The organism is Actinomyces sp. ZJ308, from assembly GCF_011752065.1.
In the GTDB taxonomy this organism is placed as follows: Bacteria; Actinomycetota; Actinomycetes; order Actinomycetales; family Actinomycetaceae; genus Actinomyces.
In genome coordinates, this window is sequence record NZ_JAAIJY010000018.1 from 1 (window position 1) to 25,094 (window position 25,094).

The following is a 25,094-nucleotide window of genomic DNA, read 5'->3' on the forward strand; positions in this document are numbered from 1 at the left end:
CCGCGCCGGGTCGGCCAGTGCCTCCAAGGTCATCCTCGTGGCTCGCTCGCGCAGCTCATCGGGGTACTTCTTCTGTCCCATGACAGTGATCCTTCCGTGTCATCACTGCCTCCATCAAACCCGGGGCGATTCATGGGCAAGCTCGACGCGCTGACCCGCCTCCAGCTCCAGGACGAGATCATCAAGCTGTGGGAGTCACAGCGCTTCACCGCCGTCCTGGTCACCCATGACGTCGACGAGGCTCTGCGCCTGTCCGGCCGGGTGATCGTCCTGTCCGAGCGGCCCGCACGCATCGTCGCCGACATCGAGGTGCCCGTGCGCGACGAGTCCGCCGACGAGCACCGCGAGCTGCGACGCCGGATCCTCACCCTGCTGGGCCGCTGAGCGAGTCACGAGACGGACCTCACCTGTGATCCGACCCGCGAGGGGACGGCGCGGCGCCGGTCCTCCCGTAACCTGGTCCCAGGAGCGATCCGTGCCCTGTTGACCCCGTTCGGGTTCTGCAGCACCTGGTGTGCGGCAAGAGCATCCCGTGAGTCTGTGCGTGTTAGCCCGTGAGTCACCCGGCCAGTCCGGGTGCGGGCGAGTGTGGTGGGCCAGGTACGGCAAAGAGTGGAGGACAAAAGGTCCTCCCCCACACTCCGCCGCAGTCCCCGTTTTCTTAGTGAGGGGACAGATATGGGAAAACTTCATGACTACCTCCAGCAGTACTGCGCCCGGCACCTCCGACGACGCTCAGGGCAGTGAGAGCAGCGGTCCGCTCAGCCTCGACGCACTCTTCTCCGCCGAGCTCTCCGGTGGCCGACCGGCCGACTCAGGCGGTGACAACAGTGACAACAGCACCGACGAGACCGTGGCCGCGCCGCACCACTCCGATGAGGCCGCTTCCTCGCCCGAGGACTTCGCCACCCCAGCCTCCTCAGACTCACCGGAGGACCCTGAGGACGTCGACCACGAGGACGAGGCCGACGACGTCGACCGAGACCGCCCCGAGGTCGACCCGGAGGACGTGGCCGAGGAATCCGATGAGGACGACGGCGTCGACATCGACGAGGACGAGGTCGACGGTCACACGCCCTTCATCGACTCCGACACCGACTCCGATGACCACCAGCAGGAGGACCGCTCCTCCCGGGACTCCGAGGCCCCCGGTGACCGTCAGGACAGACGGGAGGTGAAGGAGGACCAGCAGGACGACGACATCACCTTCGCCGACCTGGGGCTTCCCGGTGACCTGCTCAAGGCCGTCACCGACATGGGCTTCGTGACCCCCACCGCCATCCAGAAGGAGGCGATTCCGGTCCTGCTGGCCGGGCGCGACGTCGTCGGCGTGGCCCAGACCGGGACCGGCAAGACAGCCGCCTTCGGGCTGCCGCTCCTGGACGCCGTCGACTCCCGCGACAGCGTGGTTCAGGCCCTCGTCCTGGCCCCCACCCGCGAGCTCGCCCTCCAGAGCGCCGAGGCCATCACCGACATGGCCGCCCGCTCCCGGGGCCTGGACGTGGTGGCCGTCTACGGGGGAGCCCCCTACGGCCCCCAGATCGGCGCGCTCAAGGGCGGCGCCCAGGTGGTGGTCGGCACCCCCGGACGCGTCATCGACCTCATCGACAAGGGCGCCCTCCAGCTCGACGACGTGCGCTACTTCGTCCTGGACGAGGCCGACGAGATGCTGCGCATGGGCTTCGCCGAGGACGTCGAGACGATTGCGGAGTCCCTTCCCACCGAGCGGCGCACTGCCCTGTTCTCCGCAACGATGCCCCCGGCCATCCAGGCCGTGGCCAGGCAGCACCTCCACGAGCCCGTCCAGGTCGAGGTCTCCCGGCCCGCCTCCACCGTCGCCACCGTGCACCAGACCTACGCGGTGGTTCCCTTCCGCCACAAGATCGGTGCCGTCTCCCGCGTCCTGGCCGTCACCGACGCCGAGGCCGCCATCGTCTTCGTGCGCACCAAGTCCACGGCCGAGGACGTCGCCATCGAGCTGGCCGGCCGGGGCATCCAGGCCGCCGCCATCTCCGGCGACGTACCCCAGCGCGAGCGCGAGCGTCTGGTGGAGCGTCTGCGCGCCGGCACCCTCGACGTGCTCGTGGCCACCGACGTGGCCGCCCGAGGACTGGACGTGGACCGCATCGGTCTGGTCGTCAACTTCGACGTGCCTCGCGAGGCCGAGGCCTACGTGCACCGCATCGGCCGCACGGGCCGCGCAGGCCGCCACGGCGAGGCCGTCACCTTCCTGACTCCCAAGGAGAAGGGCAAGCTCCGTCAGATCGAGCGCCTCACCGGCAGCCGGCTGGAGGAGATCACCCTGCCCTCCCCCGCCGATGTCTCCGAGCACCGAGCGCGCAAGCTGCTGTCCAAGGCCGCCGCCCGCCACGAGCGCGGCCGTCTGGACATGTACCTGCCGCTGGTGAGCAGCTCCGCCCAGGAGCTGGACATCGACGTCGAGGAGCTGGCGGCCACGCTGCTGGCCCTGGCCGTGGGTGACGAGGGACCACGCAGGCGTGAGGACCGAGACCGCGGCGAGCGCCCCCAGCGCGCACGCCGGGAGGAGAACCTCGACTCCGAGGGGACCTTCCTGTCGGCCTCCTTCGAGGGCGGGCGTGAGAAGAACCGTCGCTCCGATCGTGGGGACCGGGGCGAGGGACGTCGCTCGGCCACGCGCTCCGGGCGCCGTGAGCACGAGGGCCCCGGGACCGTGTACCGGATCGAGGTGGGCCACCGCGACCGGGTCCTTCCCGGCGCGATCGTCGGCGCCCTGGCCAATGAGGGAGGTATTGAGGGCTCGGACATCGGCAAGATCGACATCCTCCAGTCCTTCTCCCTGGTCACCATCTATGCCGACCTGAGCCCCGAGCAGCTCTCCGTCATGGGCCGCGCGACCTTCGCCGGCCGTGAGCTGCGCATCCGCCCCGACGAGGGACCGGGCCACGGCTGGTCCGGCCCCGGTGGCGGGGAGCGTGGTCCCAAGCGGCGCGACTGGGACAACCGCGGTGAGCGCGGCGAGAGGCCGGGACGGTCGGACCGCGGATTCCGACCCCGCCATGACGACCGCCGCGATGACGGTGACCGTGGTTGGAAGGACCGTGACGGACGTGGCAGCAGAGGCGGCCATGACCGTTCGGATCGCGGCGACCGTCGTGAAAACCGCCGGTGGGACGACCACCGCGGCGACCGCGACGGCTTCCGGGGCCGGCGCGAGGACCGCGGCGGTTACCGGGGCGATCGCGGCAACGACCGTGGAAACAACCGCGGCTACGGCGACCGCAACCAGAACCGCTTCGGCAGCAACCGGGGTGACCACCGAGGCGGCTTCCGAGGAGGACGCGGCGATCGCTGAGCACCTGAAAGCTCATTGACCTGATATGGGGTGGCAGCACACGCTGTCACCCCATACCAGTCTCCCGGGCGAGACGATCAGCACCCCGGAGGGGTTCCTCGCATACTGTGGCTGCATGAGACTCAGACACGCCATCCTCGGGCTGCTGTCCCATGCCCCGCAGAGCGGCTACGACCTCAACCGGGCATTCAACAGCTCGATCGTCTACTTCTGGTACGCCGACCAGTCCCAGATCTATCGCACCCTCGACCGCCTTGAGGCCGATGGCGCAATATCGACACAGGTCATTCCTCAGAACGGTCGACCGGACCGACGAGTGCACAGCCTGACGGAGTCGGGCCGCGCCGAGCTCGATGCCTGGCTGGCGAGCCCGCTCGAGCCCCAAACGGGTAAGGATCCTCTGCTGGCGCGCGTCTTCTTCGCCGCCCGCCTGGGCCACGAGAAGGTCGATGAGATCCTCACCGAGGCCGAGGAGAGGTTCCGCGGTGAGCTTGAGGCCCTGGAGACGATCGACATCGACGTGGTGGACCTCGACACCGCCATGAAGGCCGCAGTCCTCCGTCTCGGGATCGACGGCACGAAGGCCCAGCTGGAGTGGGTCGCCCAGACCCGGCGGGCCGTTGCCGCCGACGCCGCCAGGACGCGGCCGGATACCGCCGAGAAGGACGAAACCGCTGGTGGGGAGTCCCGCTGAGAGAGGTCGCCAACTACCCATACTTGCAACGTCCACTAGTTGTATTGCATAGTATGACCATGGCACGCACACCTCGCCCCAGCGGCGCCGCTGCCGCAAGCTCCACCATCCGTCTCGTCATTTTCAGCATCATTACTCTCAGCTCCGGCTGGATCGGACTCCTCGTCAACAACGCCCTCGGCGTCCCCCACTCCATGAACTCACTGGGTAGCCTCATCTGGATCGTGACGCCGCTCCTGGCCGGTGCCGTCATGGCTCTGAGCGACCCGTCGCTGCGCCGGCCCTACGCCGCCTCGTGGCTGCCGGGCAGGCTGCGGGCCTATGGCGTGGCGCTCGGCGTCTTCCCGCTGTCCTTCGCCTTGGCCATCGTCGTCGGTTGGGCGGCGGGGTGGCTCACTCCCGCCGGGCTGGGAGCGTTCGGGGGCGCGGTGGCCGCAGGCGTGCTGGGGACCGTGCTCAAGAACGTCGCCGAGGAGGGCGCCTGGCGCGGCTACCTGGCACCTGCGCTCATCGGCCGACAGCTGTCCGCCCCCTGGATCTGGCTCATCTCCGGAATGATCTGGAGCCTGTGGCACATCCCCTACTACGGGTGGCTCCTGGACGAGTCCCTCACCCGCTCGGTCTACGACGTCCCACCGCTCGTCTACGCCCTCATCACAGTTCCCATCATGATCTGCTGGGCCCCCTTGTTCACCGAGCTTCGGATCCTCAGCGGCAGTATCTGGCCGGGCCTCATCGCGCACTCGATCGCGAACCTCAGCCAGATCCCCCTCAGCCTGGGCGGCCTGCCGATCGCACCGGGCCGGGAGCTGCTGGTCTCCCCGCTGGTGGGGGTCATTCCCAACGCCGTCGTCCTGGCGGCGGGCCTGGGGCTGTGGGCGCGGCGCACCGGCCGGCTCCGCCGTCGGCCTCGGTGAGTCGCACGGCGGCTGAACGGGGACCAGATCGACGTTCGCGCCCTCAGGTTCTGCTACCGCACATAAATGACATCAAAACGTGAGAGCGGTGGTGTCACGTCGGGTGATTCGCCCCAGAGTCTGCGCGAGCTCCACCCATCCGCGTACCTCAGCCCTAAGCGGCTCGATGACCTCAGCGTCGATGACCTCATCGGTCGCGCGACGCAGAAGGCGGGCGATCCGCCTGCTGTGACGTCTGGCCTGGAGGCGGGCCAGGAGCGTCCCCAGGCCGGCCAGTAGCAGGCCGATCATCAGGCCGCCGAGCAGGAGGATGGTGGGCCAGGGGACTCTCCCCCAGCGGGGCACGTCCACAGTGATCAGGAGGAGGTAGTCCTCCAGGACGCGGATCGCCACCAGCCACAGCGCTCCGACCAGCGCGGTCAGCGCGGTCACCCATTGCAGCAGGTTGGCCGCAGCCCACCAGGCCGGGCGCCTCCATATCTCGTAGTCCACCGCGGACACGGCCCGGTCCAGGGGTACGGCGAGGCCATCCGCACGCTCGTCACTACGGAAAACGGCCTGCGCCGCCAGATCGTCCGGCAGCCCCGAGCAGGCCGCCTGGGCATAGACGTGAGCGGCACTGCGCAGGTTGCCCGTCGCCGCTGGTCCGGCGGGGGGCAAGGAGCTGATGTCGACCACAGCCCGCACCGCCGCGCCGTCGGAGTGATCGTCAGACTCACCCGCCGCAGACGACCGGCGCCCGGCTCCCAGGTGCAGTGCTCGCAGCGGGTCGCGTCGTAGGCGCTCGATCCACCGCAGCCAGAACCAGCCGACCCGGGGGCGGGCCCGGTGCCGGTCGGATCCCTCCACAGCCTGTGCGACGACGTCGATCCCGGCGACGCCGGCCGCCGCCCGTCTGAGGGTGGTCACGGACTGCTGCAGCTGCGGTGCCTGGGGGGCAGGCGGTCGCGGCCCACCGGCGGCCGGAGGAGCAGGGACGACAAGCCCTGTCCGGTCTCCCAGCTCCTTGGCGGCGCGACGAGCGTGAGCAACGAGGCTACGGGCACTGGCCAGGCGGTCAGAGGCCACCGAGGCCACGGTGCGGGCCAGGGTCTCGACGCCTTCGCCGGTGCGGGCGCTGACGGGGACGACCGGGACACTGTTCAGCCCCTCTCGGTCAAGGATCCGTCTCAGATCGGCCGCTACGGCGTCTCGGCCCTCGAGGTCGAGCCGGTCCACCTGGTTGAGGGCGACGACCATGACCTCGGCGTGCGCCGCCATGGGAATGAGGAAGTCGCGATGAACGACGCCGTCGGCATACTTCTCCGGATCGAGGACCCACACCAGGACATCGACCTTGCCCGCCATGCGCTCAGCGATATCGCGGTGCGCCGGTTCATCGGAGTCGATGTCGGGCAGGTCGACCAGCACCGTGGCCTCACCCAGCTCCCAGCCTCCACCGATGCTCACCCTCCGGCTGATGTCGAGCCAGTCCAGCAGCTCGGTGGCCTCGTGGACGGTATCCGGGACGACGGCGAGCGGCTGGGTGGTCGTAGGGCGGGTGCGAGCGGTGCGGGACACCTCGGCGCCGGTCAGAGCGTTGGCGAGGCTGGACTTGCCCGACCCGGTCGCCCCGAGGAGGGCTGCCACCGTGCTCTCAGGCGCCAGGCGCCGGCGATGAGAGGCCTGCGCGAGGACATCCCGAACCTGGGTGAGCTCGTCCCGTAGGCCGAGCCGTTCGCCCAGGTCGATGGTCCGCTCCAGGTCCTCGAGAACGGAGGTAAGACCAGCGGCACCGGAGTGGTCGGTCGTCACCGCACTCTCCTCCCGGACGGCCGACTCCTGCGGGCGGGCGTGGTGCGCAGCGATGTCGCCGCCTCCTGACAGGCCTGAAGCTGCTCTCGCAGCGTGTCTGCGCTGGGCGCCGGAACCGGGAGAGCGTCGGTGAAGCACTTGACCTGATTGGCGAACAGGGCGGTGGCGCGCTTGGTGAGGTCCTCCCGGGCCCGCTTGGTCATGCCGCGCATCGCCTGGTCGCCGAAGACGGCCTCCAGGACCCGCTGGGCCAGGATGGCCGTGCCCCCCGCGATGCCCACCTCTCCCCCGGTCAGGCCACCGGTGTGCGCGAAGACGAGGATCATGAGAACGACGCCGGCACCGTTGACCCCCAGGGACAGCAGCCTGGCGGTGAGCCGCTTGTCGGCCCCCTCGGCGCGGATGAGCGTGAGAACCTCCCGCTGCCAGTCGTGGACGAGGGCCGCGGCGATGACCTCGAGCCCGGTCTGGGTCGGCACCTCCGCCAGAGCGCGGTTGAGAGCCTGCTGGGAGGTTCCGGCGCGCCGCCAAGAGCGTTCCGTGGCCAGGCAGGCCCGCTGGGACTCGGCGACGAGGAGCTCGACCAGAGACGAGCCGATCGCCTGCTCCACGCGCTTGGCCGGGGCCGGGCGTCCGCGCAGAAGAGAGGTAATACGGTCACGCACCCGGCCCACCTGAACCTCCAGCGACCGGAACAGGTCACCGGTTCCGACGAACTCCTGCCAGCGGGCCAGCACCTCACCGTGCAGCATGGAACCGTCCTCGGTGGCCTCGATGACGCGCTCCAGGGCGTCGTCGTGCTCGGAGGTGGCCGCGCGGCGGAGCTCGGCGTACTCGGCCTCCTGGGATTCCAGCTCGACGGCGAGCAGCTCACTCTGCGCCAGGACCGCGTCAATGGCCCCGGTCAGGCTACGGTGTGCGATGTCCTGACGGGCGGCCGCGTCGGAGGCCAGTGCGCCCAGCCACTGGCGCACCGGCGAGACACAGGACTCGGGCAGGAAGCCGTTGTCGTCAAGAGCGGTCTCGGGAATCGTGAAGACCGGGGCCTCACCGAGGTTCGCCCTCACGAGCCGATGCCGCAGGTCGGCCTCCACCTCACTCTGCGCACCGTCCGGTACCCGGTCCAGGATGACGGCGATGGTGACGTGTCGCTGCGCGGCTGCCCTCAAGTGCTCCCAGGGGACGGCGTCGGCATAGCGCGCCGCCGTGGTGACGAAGATCCACAGGTCCGCGCCGGCCAGAAGGGTGGCGGCCAGGTCCCGGTTGTCCTCGACCACGGAGTCGACGTCGGGGGCGTCCACGATCGCCAGCCCCTGGGGAAGTCCATCACACGAGCGCAGCTCGAGCTCTCGGGGCGTGTGGTCCGTGGGCGGGCTCGCGGGTGCGTCGGGGGCCACGCGCAGGCGCGACAGGGAGCCCAGGACCCGGTCGGTGTCGAACCAGGCGGCGTCCATCGGCGCGTGCAGGAGCAGGGGGCGACGCGTCGTGGGACGGATCGCAGAGGCCCTGGCCACGTGTCGGCGCACGAGCGAGGAGACGAGGGTCGACTTGCCCGCTCCGGTGGAGCCGCCGACCACGGCCAGCAGAGGCGCGTCCAGGCTGGCCAGGCGCGGCAGGATGTAGTCGCCGAGCTGGTCGCGGATGAGCGTGGCCTTGTCCGAGGCGGCGGCCGTCCCCTGCAGGACATAGGGCGTCGACAAGGCGGTCAGGCTGTCCCGCAACGCGGACAGCTCCCTGGTCGCCTGCTGGACCTTCTGGGTGCTGCTGGACTCGCCTCGACTCTCGGTCATGAGGCGGAGTCGGCCTCTGTGTCAGCTTCGGTGCCGGCCTGTGAGCCGGTCCCGCTACCAGCCGCGGCATCAACCCCACTGAGGCTGACCGTGACCTGCGGGGCGATGTCGGCACTTGGCGGCCGCCAGGTGGAGGTGTCGGCCTCGACCTGCTCGCCGGAGCGGATGTCCTTGACCGAGTCCGGCGCCCCGTCGGCACCAGGGAACCACACGAAGGGGATGGAGCGCTTGTCCGCGGCCTTGATCTGCTTGCCGAACTTGGCGGCGCTGGGGGCGACGTCGGCGCTGATACCGCGGGCACGCAGCGCGTCGGCGATCGCGTCGGAGGCGGAGCGGTGAGCCTCGTCGGAGACCGCCACGAGCACCGCCGTGGGCACGGGACGGCTGACCTCCACAAGTCCCTCGCCGATGACACGCGCCAGGAGCCGTGACAGGCCGATGGAGATGCCCACGCCGGGGAAGGTGCGCTTGCCGTTGGTGGCCAGTGAGTCGTAGCGGCCGCCGGAGCACACCGAGCCGAGGTCCTCATGGCCCGCCATGAAGGACTCATAGACGGTGCCGGTGTAGTAGTCCAGCCCACGGGCGATCTTGAGGTCGGCGACGACGGCGCCGGGGCGGCGTCGGCCGGCGGCCTCGAGCAGGGCGGTCAGCTCGGCCAGTCCCTCCTCCAGGAGCTCGGCGGGCTCGGCCCCGGCCAGAGCCCGCAGGACCTGACCGGAGACGTCCTGGCCGTCGGTTCCGGTGATGGTGGCGAGCCTGAGGGCCTGAGCCGCCTGCTGCGCGCTCACTCCGACGCTCTGGGTGAGCTCGGCGGCCACCTTCTCGGGACCGATCTTGTCAAGCTTGTCGACGACGCGCAGAACCTCGATGAGCCGGCCCGAGTCGATGCCGATGGACTGGTAGAAGCCCTGAGCCACCTTGCGGTTGGAGACGTGGATGGTGACTGCGGGCACCGGCAGGGCGCTGAGCGCCTCGTGCATGATGAGGGGGACCTCGACGTCGTGGTGGAGCGGCAGGGCGCCGTCGCCGACGATGTCGATGTCCGCTTGGATGAACTCGCGGAAGCGCCCCTCCTGGGGGCGTTCGCCGCGCCAGACCTTCTGGATCTGGTAGCGCTTGAACGGAAAGGTGAGCAGCCCGGCGTTGTCGACGACGTAGCGGGCGAAGGGAACCGTCAGGTCGAAGTGGAGACCCAGCCGCTTGCGCGGGTCCGTCTCGGCGTCGGAGTCACCGGGGTCCTCCTGCAGGCGGTTGAGGAGGTAGACCTCCTTGGAGGTCTCGCCCTTCCTCGTCAGCTCGCTGAGCGGCTCGACGGCGCGGGTCTGAATGCCGCTGAAGCCGTGGAGCTCGAAGGTGCGGCGCAGGATGTCGACGAAGTGCTGCTCGACGATGTGGCCCGCGGGAAGCCACTCGGGAAAACCGGACAGTGAGGAGAGCGCTTGTCGTACCTGTGCCATGGTCCGCATTGTGTCATGACGGGCGGCGCGCTGGCGCACCGTCGTCAGGCCTTGAGGTCTCCCCCACGAATCTTGGCCTCGGCGAGATAGGGGTTGCCGTGGTGCTCGTGCTCCATGGTGGTCACCGCGCCGTGCCCGGGCAGCAGGACCGTGGCCGGGTCGATGGCGCTGGCCAGGAACCGCAGGGTGCCGAGCATCTGCACCTGGTCCCCGCCGGGGAGGTCGGTACGGCCGACGGAGCCCTTGAAGATGACGTCGCCGTCGAGGGCCATGAGGTAGGTGCGCTCCTCGTCGACGGTGGAGGGGTCGTCCTCGATGACCTCGGCCTCGTAGAGCAGGGAGTTGTCCGCCAGCCGGGCCTCGAGGAAGAACAGGGTCGAGCCCTCCGAGTGGCCGGGCGCGGGAACCGCCCGCAAGGCGATACCGGGGACGAGCTCGACAGCGCGGGAGAAGCCCTCCCCGGGGAAAAGACGAACATCTGAGGGAGCCCGCCACGGGGTGCCGGCCATGTCGGCGAAGGTCATGCCGCCTGAGCTGATACCGGTGGTGGCGTCCGGGTCATCAAGCCGGTACCGGTCGGGCTCGGGGATGTAGACCGGCACGTCGACGGCGTCGTCGCTGGTGAGCAGCCCCTCACCGTGGGCGGCCTCGATGAGGGACTGGGTGTCCCACACGTGGTCGGCGTGACCGTGGGTGAGCAGGATCGCTCCCAGGGTGAGGCGGTTGGATCGCAGGAGCGCCAGGGCGCCCCGGACGGATCCGGCTCCCGGGTCGACGACGAGGGCGGGCTCGCCGGGGCCTGCGGCCAGGACGTAGCAGTTGGCTGCGAACACGGGTGCGATGGTGCGCTCCAGGATCATGCTCCCAGCCTACTGGGATCGGTGGTGGGCCGCGGGCGGTGGACGAGAGGCAGCGGGGAGAACCGGGGAGAATCTGCCGCCTTTCACCCCAGGTGAAGCCGTCGCCCCCACCAGTGCGAGATCAGCCAGCGGTCGTGGCTGGCGACGATGAGCGTGCCCGTCCAGGACTTCAGGGCGGTCTCGAGCATCTCCAGGGCGTCCAGGTCCAGATAGTTCGTGGGCTCGTCGATGGCGAGCACCTCGGGCACGGCTGCAGCGGCCAGAGCCAGCTGGGCGCGGCGCTGGTTGCCGTCAGAGAGCTCACTGATCGGGCGGTTCCATAACTGCGGGTGCAGGATCCCTTTGCCCTGTTCCCCCACACCTCCGGTCCAGACGGATTCATCGATCCCAGGGTCTCCGGGCTCGGGCAGGTGCTGGGGTACCCGGAAGACTGAGCCGGAGACCGTCAGGGTGCCACAGGATCCCTCCGCGGGCGCCGTGCCAGTGGCCAGCCAGGTCAGGAACGTGGACTTGCCGGCCCCGTTGGCGCCGGTGATCAGCAGGTGCTCACCGGCCATGACATCGACCGTGACCGGCGCAAGGCGCCCCGGTACAGCGGCTGCCCTGGCCGACACCGCCATCCCACGCGGCGACACCGGTGCGGCCAGACGCAGCTGCAGGCCGTAGGAACGAGGTCTGCGCACCTCGGTCTCGGCGAGCGCCTCCAGCCGTCGATCATCCTGGGCCTGGCGTCGGGTGGAGACACGCTGGGCCCGGTCGGCACAGAACTTCCTGGCCATACGGACCTCTGTCCGAGGTGCCGCTCCCCTGTGCCCGACCGTCTTGGACTCCTGACGGTGACGTGTGAGGCTGCGTCGTTGCGCCTGCTGGCGTTGGTGGAGACTGCGGTGGGAGGCCCGGGCGTTCGCCTTGTCCACGAGGTAGTCGCTGTATCGTCCCGCGCACCTGTAGGCACCGATGGCTTCCCCGTCCCCGGCTGCGGTAGCCAGTGCCTGCCAGGGCGCCGTGTCCAGGTCGACGACGGCGGTGGCCACGGTGTCGATGAAGGCGCGATCGTGTGAGGTGAACAGGACCGGACCCGGCCACTGGGTCATCATTCGGCCCAGATAGTCGGAGCCGTCGGCATCCAGGTGGTTGGTCGGCTCGTCAAGCACCAGCGCCTGACCCGCCGAAAGGAGCAGGGCGGCGATCTCCAGCCGCCCGCGCTGCCCCGGAGACAGGGAGGAGACAGGACGGTCGGTGGATACCCGCTTCAGCCCCAGCCCGGCCAGGGCCTCGGCTCGCCTGGTCGGCAGGTTCCAGGCGTCCAGCGTCTCAAGCCGGACCAGCAAGGAGTCGTACTCCTCGACGAGGGAACCGGGTACTGGCCCGGCCTTGGCAATGGCCTCGTTCAGGACCTCGAGGCGGTCAAGCGCGTTCAGGGGCTCACCGCAGGCGGCGTCGAGGTAGGCATTGATCGACTCCGACGGGTCGGCTACCGGTGGGACGCAGTTCTCGAGAACGGTGACAATCCCCCGGTCGGCAGACAACTCGCCGGTCGCCAGACGCAGAAGCGTTGACTTCCCCGATCCGTTGGGGCCGACGACGCAGACGCGCTCCCCGTCGCAGACCGTGAGACTGATGTTCTCCAGCAAGGGTTCAGAGGTGTGGGAGAAGCTGACACGGGAGAAGCTGATCGCAGGCATGACTCGTCCTTGACATGAGCCGGGGTAACGGGCCGGGGCGAGTCAGACGAGCATGGCCACAGTCTACTAGCAGCGCCGGTTGCTGGAGTGGTGCACGACTTCGGCACCAGGCCACCTACCGGGGAGATGAGAGATCAACGAATCAACTGAAATCGACGGGGTCAAGGATGGTGATTGCCGCCCGCGGGAACGTAGACTCTCGGCACTGCCGTCCTCCGACGGCACGTCACCACCACCCGGCCTGAAGGCCGGGCGCGAACGGAACGGAGCGGTCATCCTGCTCCCTCCCCGTCAACCCATGAAGGAGCATCCCGTGACTGAGCGGAACCAGCCCGACACCCAGCCCGACACCGAGCAGGCCGACCAGCCGACCGGTTTGAGTGAGTCGGCAGCGCCCACCCCGACGGAGCAGGCACCAGAAGTTGGTTCCTCTCCCGCCACCAGCTCAACGGCGGACGTTGAGGATCCAAAGGAGTCCGAGCCCGGCTTGCCCGAGAGCAAGCCCGCCGAGGTGCCCGCCCGAACCTCCTCCGACGAGTCGGCTACTGCCGCTTCCGAGGACCCCGCCCCGTCCGAGCAGCCGGCTGAGGCGGCGCAGTCGGCCGAGACCGAGCAGGAGGGCGCTACGCCGACTCCCGCCGAGGTTCCCGCCCCGGCTGCGGCCCCTGCGGCACCCGCGGAGCCCGCTGTCGACCCGCAGGAGGCGATGGACGCCGCCAAGTGGGGGCGCGTGGACGGCGAGGGCCGGGTATACGTCCAGGACGGTGGCGCTGAGCGTGAGGTCGGCCAGTTCCCCGATGCTCCCATCGCCGAGGCCATGGCCTTCTACGTGCGCCGCTACCTGGACCTCAAGGCGACCATCGACCTGTTCGCCACCCGCCTGCCCCAGCTCAGCGTCCGTGAGATCGATACGACCCTGTCCTCGATCTCCGAGTCCCTCACCGAGCCGGCCGCCGTCGGCGACCTGGAGGGGCTGCGGGCCCGCTTCGCCGCTCTCAAGGCCGTGGCCGCCGAGCGCCGTGAGGCCGTGGCCGCCGAGCGCGCCGCCGCCAAGGAGCAGGCTCTCAAGGAGCGCACCGCGATCGTCGAGCGCGCCGAGGCCATCTCCGAGCAGGACCCGGCACGTACGCAGTGGAAGAACTCCGGCGCCGAGCTGCGCGAGCTGCTGGAGTCCTGGAAGACGGCGCAGCGGCGCGGTCCGCGTCTGGACCGTCCCACCGAGGACGGCCTGTGGAAGCGCTTCTCCCACGCCCGCACCACCTTCGATCGCCACCGCCGCCAGTTCTTCAGCGAGCTGGACGCCAAGCAGGCGCAGGTACGTGCCGCCAAGGAGGCGCTCATCAAGCGCGCCGAGGAGATGCAGAACTCCACCGACTGGGCCGGCACCTCCGCCAAGTACCGCGACCTGCTCGCCGAGTGGAAGAAGGCCGGACGCGCCTCCCGCAAGGAGGATGACGCCCTGTGGGCCCGCTTCCGGGCCGCCCAGCAGGTCTTCTACGACGCCCGCCGTGCCAAGGACGAGGCCGTCGACGCCGAGTTCGCCGAGAACCTCAAGGTCAAGGAGGCCCTGGTGGCCAAGGCCGAGGCGCTCCTGCCGGTCAAGGACGTCAAGGCCGCCAAGAAGGCCCTGCGCCCCATCCAGGACGCCTGGGAGGAGGCCGGGCGGGTCCCGCGCGGAGCCGTGCGTCGCATCGAGGGCCGCATGCGCGCCGTCGAGGACGCGATCCGAGAGGCCGAGAACGCCGAGTGGCGCCGTACCGACCCGGAGACCAAGGCGCGTGCCGAGGGGCTGGCCGGTCAGCTCCAGGATGCGATCGCCGGTCTGGAGAAGGATCTGGCTGCGGCCCAGGCCGCCGGCGACGCCAAGAAGATCGCCGAGGCCGAGGCCGCGCTGACGGCCCGCCGGGCGTGGCTCGAGCAGGTGCTGCGCTCGGCCAAGGCCTGATCGCTCCCTCCATCAGGTCACCAGCCAGCGCCGGCAGAGCCTGAGGCAGGCCGTTGCGACTGCGGGGGCCGACACCATGTCCGGTGTCGGCCCCCGCCTCGTGTCCCACGTCGGCCCCGAGCCGGAAGGGCTCCTAGTCCCAGGTGGCGGTCGCCGGGTCCACACCCTCGGACCGGGCGCCGGCATCGATGACGTCCTTGAGCCAGGCGGCCAGTCCCGGCGCGCGCTTGTCGTAGTACCGGGCGTAGCGTTCGTCCGCGACGTAGCTGCGGGCAATGAGCACCTGCTTGGAGACGGAGACCTCGAACCACCGGTTGAGCTCCCGGCGGTGCCACTGGGCCAGAGCATTGGCCTCAGGGCTACCCGGTTCGACACCGCTGCGCATCGCCTCGACCAGCGCGGTCTCCAGGGCGACCGTCTCCTCGTGGGCCCGCCGCCAGTCGGCGCGCGACATCCGGGCCTTGCGGCGGGCGGACTCGGCCCACTCCTCCGTATCGCCCCAGCGGGCATGAGCCTCCTCGATGTACACCGGATCCCAGTCAGTCCCCCAGATCTTCACCATCTCGGCCACGGAGATCCTTGCTCCCAACAGCTGTATCTCCATGACCGTGTCGATGGAACGGAGCATCCGCTGCAGGTGGGAGATCTGCCCCTGAAGCATCTCGCGCTGACGGCGCAGGTGGGCGACGGCGTCCGTGTCCGGATCGTCGAGGACCCCCTTGATGTCGGTCAGGCTCATGCCGGTCTGCCGGTAGACGAGCACCTGCTGGATGCGCATGAGGTCCGCCTCGCAGTAGAGACGGTAACCGGCGTCACTGCGCCGGGAGGGGTGCACCAGGCCGGAGGCGTCCCAGTGGTGCAGCGCCCGGACGCTGACGCCCAGGAGGGTTGAGACCTCCCCGACCGTCATCGCCATGTCATCATCGTCCAGCACCGCGTCACCTGGCCCGGGTCCGTCGTGCTCCCACCCCGTCACCATGTCTCCTCACCCCAATCATTCTTCAGTCATTCATTCATCACTGCCTTGCCCAGTCAGTGCACGGGCAGTGCTCGATCTGTGATCGCTCGGTGCTCAGTCTGCTCCTCGGCGCGTTCCGAGTACCTTGACGCCTCACGCTAGGTGAGGGTCAAGTTCTCGTGCTAGCACCGAGGTTATCCACAGGCGGTCGATTCACTGTGGCAACGAGAGCGAGGAGAAGTCCACGATGGCGTATGGCTCGTTTCGTCCCGGTTCCGGGTCACGCCGCCGTGGCCCATCTGTCCGCCCGTCCACTCTCCCCCGTTCTGGGTACGCTTCCGCCCCAGGACATGCAGGTGCTGCGGTGCGCCGGCCTCGACTCCCGACTCCTGGTCAGTGTCCTGGGCAACCTGCAACCGGTTGACCTCCTGCGCTCGGCCGAGGGGCGCCTGCGGGCCGTCACCGCCGCCCTGCCCTGCCGAGGAGTGCTGCTGGCGAGCACCGCCCTGTGGGTGCACGTCGGCGGGCCACCGCCGGACGTCCTGGAGGTCTGTCTGCCGGGAGGGCGTCGAAGCCGGCTGTCCTACCTGGTGACCAGGCGAGGCAGGCTGCCCCGCTCCGACACCACCGTGATCAACGGTGTCACCTGCGCGACCATCGCCCGAGCCGCCGTCGACGTCGCCCGTCTGGGACCTCCGGTGGACGCCGTCCGGGCCATCATGACGGCCCGTGACCACGGAATCAGCCGGGTCCGCCTGCTGCTCACGCTCAACCACTGTCGTGGCGCCGCCAGCCGGGGCTGCCCGCGGGCGCAGCACATCATCGAGGCGGTCATGCCGAGCGGTTCGTAAGTGGTCGGGGGTGAGCGCCCGGTGCCGGGGCTCAGCTGGAGCGCCGCGCTGCGGACAGGCTCCTGCGCGCCTCGAAGACGCCGTCGATGCGCCGCAGGGCCGCCAGCGTGTGGTCCAGGTGGCCGACCTCGGCCAGCTCGACGACGAAGCGCCCGGTGACGACCCGGTCGCGGCTGGTGGCGATGTTGGCGCTGACCAGGTTGACGTGACTGTCGGCGAGCGCCCGGGTGACGTCGGCGAGCAGACCCCCGCGGTCGAGGGCCTCGACCTCCACCTGGACCAGGTAGGCGGACTGGGCGTGGTCCGCCCAGGAGACGGTGATGAGCCGCTCGGGCTCGCGCTGGAGCTGATCGACGTTCTGACAGTCCGCCCGGTGCACCGAGACGCCTGAGCCCCTGGTGATGAAGCCGACGATGGGGTCGCCCGGCATGGGGGTGCAGCAACGCGCCAGCTTGACGTAGACGTCGCCCTCCTCCATGCCGGCGACGACGACACCGGCATCGGCCGTGCGCGGGCGACGGTGCGCCGTCGCGCGAGTGGGTAGGACTCCCTCGGCGAGGGTCTCCTCGGCCCCGTCCTCCCCGCCCATGGTTGCCACCAGGGTGTCGACGACGTGCTGGGCGGAGACGTGCCCCTCGCCCACGGCCGCGTAGAGGCCGTCGATGTCGACCTTGTCGAGGGTCTTGGCCACGTTCAGGAGGGTCTCGTGGCTCATGAGACGCTGGATCGGCAGATTCTGCTTGCGCAGCGTCCGGGCAATGGCGCCCTTGCCCTCCTCAATGGCCTCCTCACGGCGCTCCTTGGAGAACCAGGAGCGGATCTTGTTGCGGGCACGGGTGGATCCGACGAAGGTGAGCCAGTCGCGCGAGGGGCCGGCGTTGATGGCCTTGGAGGTGAAGACCTCCACCGTGTCGCCGTTCTCCAGACGGGTGTCCAGGGGCACCAGGCGGCTGTTGACACGTGCGCCCACCGTGCGGTGCCCGACCTCGGTGTGGACGGCGTAGGCGAAGTCCACGGGGGTGGCCCCGGCGGGCAGCGCCAGGACATCGCCCTTGGGGGTGAAGACGTAGACCTGGTCACCGGCCATCTCGTAACGCAGGGCATCGAGGAACTCGGAGGGGTCCTGGGTCTCCTTCTGCCAGTCGACGAGCTGACGCAGCCAGCCCATGTCGCCCTGGTCGGAGTCTCCGGGTCTGCCCCCCAGGGCGCTGGGACCCGAGGCGTTGGGGTCCTCCTTGTAGCGCCAGTGCGCGGCCACGCCGTACTCGGCCATGCGGTGCATCTCGTGGGTACGGATCTGGATCTCCACCGGTTTTCCGTCCGGTCCCACGACCGTCGTGTGCAGCGACTGATAGAGGTTGAACTTGGGAACGGCGATGTAGTCCTTGAAACGCCCGCTCATGGGGGTCCAGCGCGAGTGCAGGGAACCGAGCACCGCGTAGCAGTCCTGGACGGTGTCGACGATGACCCGCACCGCCACCAGATCGTAGATGTCGTCGAAGTCCTTACCCCGAACGATCATCTTCTGGTAGATCGAGTAGTAGTGCTTGGGCCGGCCGGTGACGGCCCCCTTGATCTTGTTGACCCGCAGGTCCTCCTCGATCTGGAGGCGCACCTGGCGCAGGTACTCCTCACGAGCCGGGGCCCGCTCGGCCACCATGTGCTCGATCTCCTCGTACACGCCGGGGTAGAGCGCCTTGAAGGAACGGTCCTCCAGCTCCCACTTGATCGTGTTCATTCCCAGGCGGTGGGCCAGGGGCGCATAGATCTCCAGGGTCTCCTTGGCCTTGCGGGCGGCGTTCTCCGCGGAGACGTACTTCCAGGTACGGGCGTTGTGCAGGCGGTCGCCGAGCTTGATGACCAGGACGCGGATGTCCTTGGACATCGCGATGATCATCTTGCGCACGGTCTCGGCCTGGGCGGCCTCCCCGTACTGGAGCTTGTCGAGCTTGGTGACGCCGTCGACGAGCAGGGTGATCTCGTCGCCGAAGTCGGCGCGCAGACGGTCGAGGGTGTAGTCGGTGTCCTCAACCGTGTCGTGCAGGACGGCGGCAGCCAGGGTCTGGGCCGTCATGCCGAGCTCGGCGAGGATCGTGGCCACCGCGACCGGGTGGGTGATGTACGGCTCCCCGGACTTGCGCCGCTGGCCGGCGTGGGCCTTCTCGGCGACCTCGTAGGCACGCACGATGAGGCTCGTGTCCGCCTTGGGGTGATTGGCGCGCACTGCGCGCAGCAGCGGCTCGATGGCGGCCGGGGTGGAGTGTCCGCGCGAGCCGAACCACGCCAGGCGGCTGCGCACGCGCGAGCCGGGGACAACACTGTCACCTGCCGTGCCTGTGGTGCTCTTCGTCTCCGTCATTGACGCATCATATAGCGGCCTGCGCACAGGGGCCCGCCGGCACTGCCGGTACACCTGCGGTGTCGTGCCCGTCAGGGCCGCGACACCGCACCGGAATCAGCCGTCGCAAGCCTCCAGCCGCCGCCCTGAGAGCCGGAACCGCGTCAGAAGATGACGATCGAGTCGACCTCACGCCCCTGAAGCTGGTGCCGACCGCCGAGATCGGCCAGCTCGAGAAGCATGCAGATGGCCTCCACCGTGGCACCGGCCTGCTCGATGAGGGAGATGGACGCCGCGGCGGTCCCACCGGTGGCCAGGACGTCGTCGATCACGAGGACGCGCGAGCCCTGGGTGATGGTCTCGGGGCGCAGCTCCATACGGGCCGTGCCGTACTCCAGGGAGTAGTCCACACCGATGACCGGTCCGGGCAGCTTGCCGCCCTTGCGCACGGTGATCATGCCGATGCCGAGCCTGACCGCCAGGGGCGCCGCCAGGATGAAGCCGCGGGACTCCAGGCCCGCCACCGCGTCGATACGACCGCGGTAGTGGTCAGCCAGTCCGTCGACGAGCTCGGAGAACGCCTGTCCGTCTGCCAGGAGCGGGGTGATGTCCCGGAAGAGCACCCCGGGCTCGGGAAAGTCGGGAATCTCCCGCAGGTGGCTCATCACCAGCCTGGTCAGGGACTCGGGAACCGTCTCGGAGTGGGCCACTGAGGTGGTCATCTGCGCTTCTTCTTCCTCTTGGGCTGAGCCGCCACACCGAGGTGGTGACCGGGGGTGACGGGAGAGGCGGCCGGGGCCGCATCGATCTTAGCCAGCTCCTCGACGTCGTCGCCGGCCTCCTCACGGCGCTGCTGGCGAGCCGCCGCCACCTTGGCGTCGTGGTCCTTGATGCGCTTCTCGCGCGAGCGAAGGTCCACCAGCAGGGGGGTGGCCAGGAAGATCGAGGACAGGGTGCCCGCGATCATGCCGATGAACAGGGTCAGGGCGATGTCGCGCAGGGTCCCGGCCCCCAGGATGAAGGCGCCGACGACCAGGAGCGAGGCCACCGGCAGCACGCCGACCACCGAGGTGTTGATCGAGCGGATGAAGGTCTGGTTGACCGCGAGGTTGGCGAGCTCGGCGTAGGTCGATCGGCTCTGGGCCTCGAAGCCCTCGGTGTTCTCACGGATCTTGTCGAAGACCACCACCGTGTCGTAGAGGGAGTACCCCAGGATCGTCAGCACGCCGATGATCGTGGCCGGGGTGACCTCGAAACCGGACAGGGCGTAGATGCCCACCGTGACGACGATGTCGTGGCACAGGGCCAGCAGAGCCGCCACCGCCATCTTCCAGGTGCGGAAATAGGCCCAGATGAGCAGCCCCACGAAGAGGAAGAACAGCACCAGGCCGCGGGCCGCCTTCTTGGTGACGTCGGAGGACCAGGTCGGCCCCACGGTCGTGGCCGAGACGTTGGAGGCGTCGGTCTCGTAGGCGCTGGCGAGCTCGCCGGCCAGCGACTCGAGGCGCTCCTTGCTCAGCTGGTTGGTCTGCACCCGCACCGAGGAGGAGCCCATGGTCGTCACCGAGGAGCCGTCCGTGAGGTCGTCCTTGGACAGGACCTCGTTGGCGGGGCGCTCCGATGGTGAGGACAGACCCGTCACCGTGATCTCCGAACCGCCCTTGAAGTCGATTCCCGGGGTGAGTCCCACGGTGGCCAGGAGCGTGGCCGAGCCGGCGATGACGGCGACGGCGATGAGGTACCAGATCCGCCGCCTTGCGACGAAGGGAATGGACGTCTTGCCCGAGTAGAGCTCGTTACCGAGCGTGGCGAGAGACTTCACTTCGTCTCACCGTCCTTTCCGTCGCCGGCCGTGACATCGACCGCGTCATCCTCCTCCTGCTCAGCTGCGTCGTCCGCATCGTCTGCGTCGTCGAGGGCTCCGTCAGCGGACTCGCCTGCGGCGTTGTCCGGACTGTCGGCGGCCCTGCGGGCCTCGGCCTTGCGACGTGCCAAGGAGCCGGTCACACGGTCAGCCACGGCCTCGCGTCCCTTGCCGTAGGTGGATGCCGACGTCGCCCCGAGGTGCTCGGGGTCGAGGCCGGAGAGCCGGTGCCCCTCACCGAAGAAGCGGAAGCGGACGATCCACTCCATGAACGGGTGGGTGAAGAAGACGATGATGGCCAGGTCCACGCAGGTGGTGACGCCCAGGGTGAAGGCGAATCCCTGGACGCCGCCGACGGCGAGGAAGTACAGGACGATCGCGGCCACGAGGTTGACGGCGTCGGAGACGAGGATCGTGCGCCTGGCGTGCTTCCACCCCTCGTCGATCGCCGTCTTGAGGGTTCTCCCCAGACGTACCTCGTCGCGCACGCGTTCGAAGTAGATGATGAAGGAGTCCACCGTGATGCCGATGGAGATGATGAGCCCGGCCACGCCCGCCAGGGACAGGCGGTATCCCATGGTGGCGCTCAGCGCGGCGATCACCAGGTAGGTACCGACCGCGGCCACCACCAGCGAGGCCACGGCCACCACCGCCAGACCGCGGTACTGCCAGGCCAGGTAGAGGATGATGAGTCCGAAGCCGATGAGGCCGGCGATCAGACCATTGCGCAGCTGCTCGGTGCCCAGGGTGGCGGAGATCTGCTGCTCGGACTGGACCGTGAAGCTCAGCGGCAGCGAACCGAAGGAGAGCTGGTTGGCCAGCGTGTTGGCCTGGTTCTGGTTGAAGCCGCCGGTGATCTGCACCCGCCCGTCGGTGATCGGCGAGTGGACGTCCTGGTTGAAGCCTGAGGCCATGATCGTCAGTCCGTCCAGGACGATGGCGAACTGGGCCTTGGCCTGGTTGTTCTGGGCCTGCTGGGACTGAGCGCCCTGGGCGCCGGCGGCGCCGGCCTGGTCCCGGTAGGCCAGCAGGCGCTTGGACAGGTCGGAGAACTTCTGGGTGCCGTCAGGGTTGAAGGCCAGTGAGACGACCCACTTGTTCGTGGTCTGCCCCCGGGAGTCGGTCTCCAGACCCGAGTTGGCGCTCTTGAGCTCGGTGCCGGTGATATCGGCCGGGCCGAGGATGTAGGCGCCGTGCTGCTGGGAGCCGGCCTCCTTGGAGCAGGAGATGACGGCGACCTTGGGGTCCTGCGTCTGACCGGTGAGGTTCTTCGGGTCGGAGCAGTCCGTCATGTAGCCGTCGTAGAGGAGCTGCTCAGTGATCCAGGAGTCGGAGGAGTTGTCCTGGGAGGTGGCGGGCAGCGGGTCGGAGGAGATGACGCCGTCCTGGTTGACGTCCGCCAGCTGCTTGGCGATCTCCTCGGGGGTCCTGGGCTGCGCGGCGGACTCGGCAGTGGGCTGGGAGGTGGCGGCGGGCTGCTCGGCCGAAGCGCCGTCCTGCCCCTCCTGGCCGGTGGCCTGCTCCCCCTCGCTCGAGCCGCTCTCGCTGTTCGCCGAGTCCTCGGCCGGCTGGGCGGCCTCATCACCGGAAGCCGGGTCGGGCTGGGCCTCGGCCTGAGCCGTGGGCTGATCCGTAGGAGCGGGTGTCGCCACTGCGGAGGGGTTCTGGCTGGCGATGTTCTTGGCCGCCTGCTGGGCGCTGCCAGGCAGGATGCGGATGACCGGTCGGAAGTACATGACGGCGGAGGTCCGCACCAGATCCAGTGTCGCCTGGCTGGGCTTTCCGGGGAGCGAGACCACGATGTTCTGTCCGCCCTGACGGGAGATCTGGGCCTCGGAGACGCCGGAGGCGTCCACGCGCTGGCGGATCACCTCAATGGCCTGCTCGACATCGTTGTCACTGATCGACGAGCCGTCAGAGGTCGTGGGCGTCAGGATGATCTGGGTGCCGCCTTCGAGGTCCAGGGCGAGGCCGGGCGTCAGCGACGCCTTGTGCCTCATGGTTCCCGCCACCAGCGCACCGAAGCCGATAACGAGGACGAGGATGAACATCAGGAGGCGGCGCCCGGGGCGCTTTCGCTGCTTGCTGGACACGTGGTCCCTTCCTGGGTGGGGTGGGTTCGGGGGTGACCCGATGGCGGGGTGAGTGCGGGGTTGGCGCCGTGGGGCAACGAACCTGGACTGGTGGTCTCCGAGCGACGGAGCAGATCTGCTCGACCGGGCCGGGGTCCTCTCGGGGAGCGGGGCCTCAGCCGCCCGACGTCGTGGGGTGCCTGGTTCGCGACCGGACCGAGGACCGGTGAGCGAGGTGGCAGCCGGACGATGTCAGGACTGCGACTCGGTCGTGTCCTGCTCGGACTCGCGGGCGTCGTCGTCGGCCTGCTCGGCCTCCGGCTCCTCGTGGTCCTCAGGCTCCTCGTGGGCACCGGCGGACCCGAAGGGAGGCTCCTCGATGGCGGCGATGGCCCGCTTGCTCCACAGGGTCTCATCGCCCAGGGGCGTGGCCAGCGTGACCACGTCACCGTCGACCTCCACGACCGTCCCGTAGAAGCCGCCAATGGTGCGCACCCAGTTCCCGGGCACCAGCCCCTTCTCCGTACGGCGCTGCTGCTCCTCCTGCATCGCGCGCTGCCTACGGCTGACGAACCACATCATCAGGACCATCCCGATGAGCATGATCCAGAGGAAATACGACGGCATGGAGGCTTCTCCGTTTCGACTAGGCAGTCTCGGCTGATGCGGACCCACGGCTGTCACAGGCCAGCACTGGTGAGTCTAGGGCACGTGGGCAGGAGCGTTACCTACCGCTGGCGAGTGGTCGGGCACAACTGGGTACCAACCGGTCACGAAATGATCACATTACCCGGTTGTTCGTCAGGAGAACAGTGCTCCGTCCGCAGGGGGCTCAAGACCCAGATGGCTGTAGGCCGCCGACGTGGCCGCTCTTCCCCGCGGGGTGCGCACGACCAGCCCCTCACGCACGAGGTAGGGCTCGGCCACGGTCTCCACCGTCTCAGGCTCCTCCCCCACGCTGACCGCCAGCGTCGTCAGCCCCACCGGGCCGCCCCCGAATCGGGTGCACAGGGCCTCGAGCACCTGACGGTCAAGACGGTCCAGCCCCAGGGCGTCGACCTCGAAGACGTCCAAGGCGCCGCGGGCCGCCGTCAGGTCGAGCCGACCGGGCCGTCCGTGGACCTCCGCCCAGTCCTGGACCCGGCGCAGCAACCGGTTGGCGATGCGAGGGGTGCCGCGCGAGCGCGAGGCCAGCTCCTTGGCGGCGTCCGCCTCCAGGCTCACCCCCAGCAGACCCGCGCTGCGCGTGAGGATCCGGGTGAGCTCGCCCGGCCCGTAGTAGTCGAGGTGCCCGGTGAAGCCGAAGCGGTCACGCAGCGGGGCGGGCAGCAGACCCGCTCGGGTCGTGGCACCGACCACGGTGAAGGGCGGCAGCGACAGGGGGATGGAGGTGGCACCGGGCCCCTTGCCCACGACGATGTCAACCCTGAAGTCCTCCATCGCCAGGTAGAGCATCTCCTCGGCGGTGCGGGCCAGGCGGTGGATCTCGTCGATGAACAGCACGTCGCCCTCCTCCAGGGAGGACAGGATGGCCGCGAGGTCTCCGGCGTGCTGGATGGCCGGCCCGGAGGTCAGGCGCAGGGAGCCGTCCACCTCGGCGGCGATGATCATCGCCAGGGTGGTCTTGCCCAGCCCGGGCGGACCGGACAGCAGGACGTGGTCGGCCGTCACTCCGCGGGCCAGGGCGGAGCGCAGGACCACCGAGAGCTGACCGCGTACCACCTCCTGGCCGGTGAAGTCCTCCAGGCGCTTGGGCCGCAGAGCCGCCTCGGCGGCCCGCTCGGTGGCGTCGGCACCGCCGCCGACCAGGCGCTCCTGGCCGTCCTGCCCCGCATCAGCCACGGTGCCCGCCCCCCAACCATCTCAAGGAGGCCCGGAGCAGAACCGCCATGTCGGGGCTCTCACCGGCCTCGGCGTAGTCGGCCTCGACGGCGGCCACGGCCTGGCCGGCGCTGGCCTCGTTCCAGCCGAGCTGAACCAGGGCGGCGACGACGTCGGCGTTGGGCACCGCGCCGTCCAAGGAGGTCTGCGGATTCCCTCCCCCCGCATCCGGCGAGACCGGCGACGCGGTGTCGAGATCGTCGCCGGTGACGGGACCGAGCTTGTCGGCCACGTCCAGGATGACGCGCTGGGCGCCCTTGGGGCCGAGCCCGGGCACCCGGGTGAGGGCCGCGACGTCCTGGGAGGCGATGGCGCGCCGGAGCGTGTTGGGGGTGTGGACCGCCAGCATCGCCAGCGCCAACTTGGCTCCGACTCCCTTGGCGCTCATGAGCGTGCGGAAGCTGTCCCGCTCGTCGGCGTCGGCGAATCCGAACAGCGTCAGTGAGTCCTCGCGAACGACCATCTCGGTGTGAACGAGGGTCTCCTGGCCGACCCTGAGGCCGGACAACGTGGTGGGGGTGGCCTGAATGCTCATGCCGACACCACCGGTCTCGATGACGGCGCCGGTCAGGCCGACACTGAGGACAGTGCCGCGCAGCGAGGCGATCATGGGCAGCTTCTCCTGGACGTTCTCGGTGAGTCGGACGGACTCAG

At 69.5% G+C, this 25,094-nt stretch carries 18 protein-coding genes and 1 pseudogene; 6 read left to right on the plus strand and 13 right to left on the minus strand.

Going from position 1 to position 25,094, the window contains the following annotated elements; translation table 11 throughout:
* The 4 genes and pseudogenes from HCR68_RS08690 to HCR68_RS08705 form a co-directional block, all read left to right on the plus strand.
* Positions 1-384 (plus strand): annotated as a pseudogene (locus HCR68_RS08690) (hypothetical protein); the annotation flags it as partial.
* 307 nt (positions 385-691) lie between these two features.
* The gene (locus HCR68_RS08695) at positions 692-3,334 is read left to right on the plus strand and encodes a DEAD/DEAH box helicase (RefSeq protein WP_167148623.1); all 2,643 of its coding nucleotides are present in this window, start codon (positions 692-694) and stop codon (positions 3,332-3,334) included.
* 115 nt (positions 3,335-3,449) lie between these two features.
* Positions 3,450-4,028 carry a PadR family transcriptional regulator gene (locus HCR68_RS08700; RefSeq protein WP_167148625.1) on the plus strand — a complete coding sequence of 193 codons (579 nt, stop codon included), beginning with the start codon at positions 3,450-3,452 and terminating at the stop codon, positions 4,026-4,028.
* 59 nt (positions 4,029-4,087) lie between these two features.
* A complete protein-coding gene (locus HCR68_RS08705) occupies positions 4,088-4,945 on the plus strand; it encodes a CPBP family intramembrane glutamic endopeptidase (RefSeq protein WP_167148627.1) in 858 nt (285 codons plus the stop codon).
* 72 nt (positions 4,946-5,017) lie between these two features.
* On the opposite strand, the gene HCR68_RS08710 is transcribed toward HCR68_RS08705, so the two are convergent.
* From HCR68_RS08710 to HCR68_RS08730, 5 genes are all read right to left on the minus strand, one after another.
* Positions 5,018-6,739: a GTPase gene (locus tag HCR68_RS08710; RefSeq protein ID WP_167148629.1), complete on the minus strand. Its 1,722-nt coding sequence runs from the start codon at positions 6,737-6,739 to the stop codon at positions 5,018-5,020.
* The gene (locus HCR68_RS08715; protein ID WP_167148631.1) at positions 6,736-8,529 is read right to left on the minus strand and encodes a dynamin family protein; all 1,794 of its coding nucleotides are present in this window, start codon (positions 8,527-8,529) and stop codon (positions 6,736-6,738) included. The genes HCR68_RS08710 and HCR68_RS08715 overlap by 4 nt, the downstream gene beginning before the upstream one ends.
* Entirely contained in the window at positions 8,526-9,995 is a 1,470-nt protein-coding gene (gene hisS, locus HCR68_RS08720; protein ID WP_167148633.1) for a histidine--tRNA ligase, read from the minus strand. The genes HCR68_RS08715 and hisS overlap by 4 nt, the downstream gene beginning before the upstream one ends.
* Positions 9,996-10,030: 35 nt before the next feature.
* Entirely contained in the window at positions 10,031-10,846 is an 816-nt protein-coding gene (locus tag HCR68_RS08725; RefSeq protein WP_167148635.1) for an MBL fold metallo-hydrolase, read from the minus strand.
* Between the two features lie 83 nt (positions 10,847-10,929).
* The gene (locus HCR68_RS08730; RefSeq protein ID WP_167148637.1) at positions 10,930-12,531 is read right to left on the minus strand and encodes an ATP-binding cassette domain-containing protein; all 1,602 of its coding nucleotides are present in this window, start codon (positions 12,529-12,531) and stop codon (positions 10,930-10,932) included.
* Positions 12,532-12,829: 298 nt separating this feature from the next.
* Here HCR68_RS08730 and HCR68_RS08735 point away from each other — a divergent pair, with 298 nt between their 5' ends.
* A complete protein-coding gene (locus HCR68_RS08735) occupies positions 12,830-14,476 on the plus strand; it encodes a DUF349 domain-containing protein (RefSeq protein WP_167148639.1) in 1,647 nt (548 codons plus the stop codon).
* A gap of 133 nt (positions 14,477-14,609) precedes the next feature.
* On the opposite strand, the gene HCR68_RS08740 is transcribed toward HCR68_RS08735, so the two are convergent.
* Positions 14,610-15,455 (minus strand): MerR family transcriptional regulator, encoded by an 846-nt coding sequence (locus tag HCR68_RS08740; RefSeq protein ID WP_167148641.1) that lies wholly within the window; start codon positions 15,453-15,455, stop codon positions 14,610-14,612.
* Positions 15,456-15,688: 233 nt separating this feature from the next.
* Between HCR68_RS08740 and HCR68_RS08745 the strand changes: the two genes are divergently transcribed.
* Positions 15,689-16,285, plus strand: a complete 597-nt coding sequence (locus HCR68_RS08745; RefSeq protein ID WP_167148644.1) for a hypothetical protein — start codon at positions 15,689-15,691, stop codon at positions 16,283-16,285.
* Positions 16,286-16,316: 31 nt separating this feature from the next.
* On the opposite strand, the gene HCR68_RS08750 is transcribed toward HCR68_RS08745, so the two are convergent.
* From HCR68_RS08750 to ruvA, 7 genes are all read right to left on the minus strand, one after another.
* Positions 16,317-18,644: a bifunctional (p)ppGpp synthetase/guanosine-3',5'-bis(diphosphate) 3'-pyrophosphohydrolase gene (locus HCR68_RS08750; RefSeq protein WP_167148645.1), complete on the minus strand. Its 2,328-nt coding sequence runs from the start codon at positions 18,642-18,644 to the stop codon at positions 16,317-16,319.
* 143 nt (positions 18,645-18,787) lie between these two features.
* A complete protein-coding gene (locus tag HCR68_RS08755; RefSeq protein ID WP_208320544.1) occupies positions 18,788-19,345 on the minus strand; it encodes an adenine phosphoribosyltransferase in 558 nt (185 codons plus the stop codon).
* A complete protein-coding gene (gene secF, locus HCR68_RS08760; protein ID WP_167148647.1) occupies positions 19,342-20,445 on the minus strand; it encodes a protein translocase subunit SecF in 1,104 nt (367 codons plus the stop codon). The genes HCR68_RS08755 and secF overlap by 4 nt, the downstream gene beginning before the upstream one ends.
* The gene (gene secD / locus HCR68_RS08765) at positions 20,442-22,580 is read right to left on the minus strand and encodes a protein translocase subunit SecD (RefSeq protein ID WP_167148649.1); all 2,139 of its coding nucleotides are present in this window, start codon (positions 22,578-22,580) and stop codon (positions 20,442-20,444) included. The genes secF and secD overlap by 4 nt, the downstream gene beginning before the upstream one ends.
* Before the next feature lie 231 nt (positions 22,581-22,811).
* A complete protein-coding gene (gene yajC / locus HCR68_RS08770; RefSeq protein WP_167148651.1) occupies positions 22,812-23,186 on the minus strand; it encodes a preprotein translocase subunit YajC in 375 nt (124 codons plus the stop codon).
* 174 nt (positions 23,187-23,360) lie between these two features.
* The gene (ruvB, locus tag HCR68_RS08775) at positions 23,361-24,401 is read right to left on the minus strand and encodes a Holliday junction branch migration DNA helicase RuvB (RefSeq protein ID WP_167148653.1); all 1,041 of its coding nucleotides are present in this window, start codon (positions 24,399-24,401) and stop codon (positions 23,361-23,363) included.
* A complete protein-coding gene (gene ruvA, locus HCR68_RS08780; protein ID WP_167148655.1) occupies positions 24,394-25,050 on the minus strand; it encodes a Holliday junction branch migration protein RuvA in 657 nt (218 codons plus the stop codon). The genes ruvB and ruvA overlap by 8 nt, the downstream gene beginning before the upstream one ends.
* Positions 25,051-25,094: the final 44 nt, after the last annotated feature.

Coding starts and splice junctions, on each gene's coding strand:
- HCR68_RS08700 (WP_167148625.1), top strand. CDS start 3,450: ATGAGACTCAGACACGCCATCCTCGGGCTGCTGTCCCATGCCCCGCAG.
- hisS (WP_167148633.1), bottom strand. CDS start 9,995: ATGCGGACCATGGCACAGGTACGACAAGCGCTCTCCTCACTGTCCGGT.
- HCR68_RS08755 (WP_208320544.1), bottom strand. CDS start 19,345: ATGACCACCTCAGTGGCCCACTCCGAGACGGTTCCCGAGTCCCTGACC.
- HCR68_RS08745 (WP_167148644.1), top strand. CDS start 15,689: ATGGCTCGTTTCGTCCCGGTTCCGGGTCACGCCGCCGTGGCCCATCTG.
- HCR68_RS08705 (WP_167148627.1), top strand. CDS start 4,088: ATGGCACGCACACCTCGCCCCAGCGGCGCCGCTGCCGCAAGCTCCACC.
- HCR68_RS08730 (WP_167148637.1), bottom strand. CDS start 12,531: ATGCCTGCGATCAGCTTCTCCCGTGTCAGCTTCTCCCACACCTCTGAA.
- HCR68_RS08715 (WP_167148631.1), bottom strand. CDS start 8,529: ATGACCGAGAGTCGAGGCGAGTCCAGCAGCACCCAGAAGGTCCAGCAG.
- yajC (WP_167148651.1), bottom strand. CDS start 23,186: ATGCCGTCGTATTTCCTCTGGATCATGCTCATCGGGATGGTCCTGATG.
- HCR68_RS08740 (WP_167148641.1), bottom strand. CDS start 15,455: ATGGTGACGGGGTGGGAGCACGACGGACCCGGGCCAGGTGACGCGGTG.
- HCR68_RS08725 (WP_167148635.1), bottom strand. CDS start 10,846: ATGATCCTGGAGCGCACCATCGCACCCGTGTTCGCAGCCAACTGCTAC.
- HCR68_RS08750 (WP_167148645.1), bottom strand. CDS start 18,644: ATGACGGAGACGAAGAGCACCACAGGCACGGCAGGTGACAGTGTTGTC.
- HCR68_RS08695 (WP_167148623.1), top strand. CDS start 692: ATGACTACCTCCAGCAGTACTGCGCCCGGCACCTCCGACGACGCTCAG.
- HCR68_RS08735 (WP_167148639.1), top strand. CDS start 12,830: ATGAAGGAGCATCCCGTGACTGAGCGGAACCAGCCCGACACCCAGCCC.
- ruvA (WP_167148655.1), bottom strand. CDS start 25,050: ATGATCGCCTCGCTGCGCGGCACTGTCCTCAGTGTCGGCCTGACCGGC.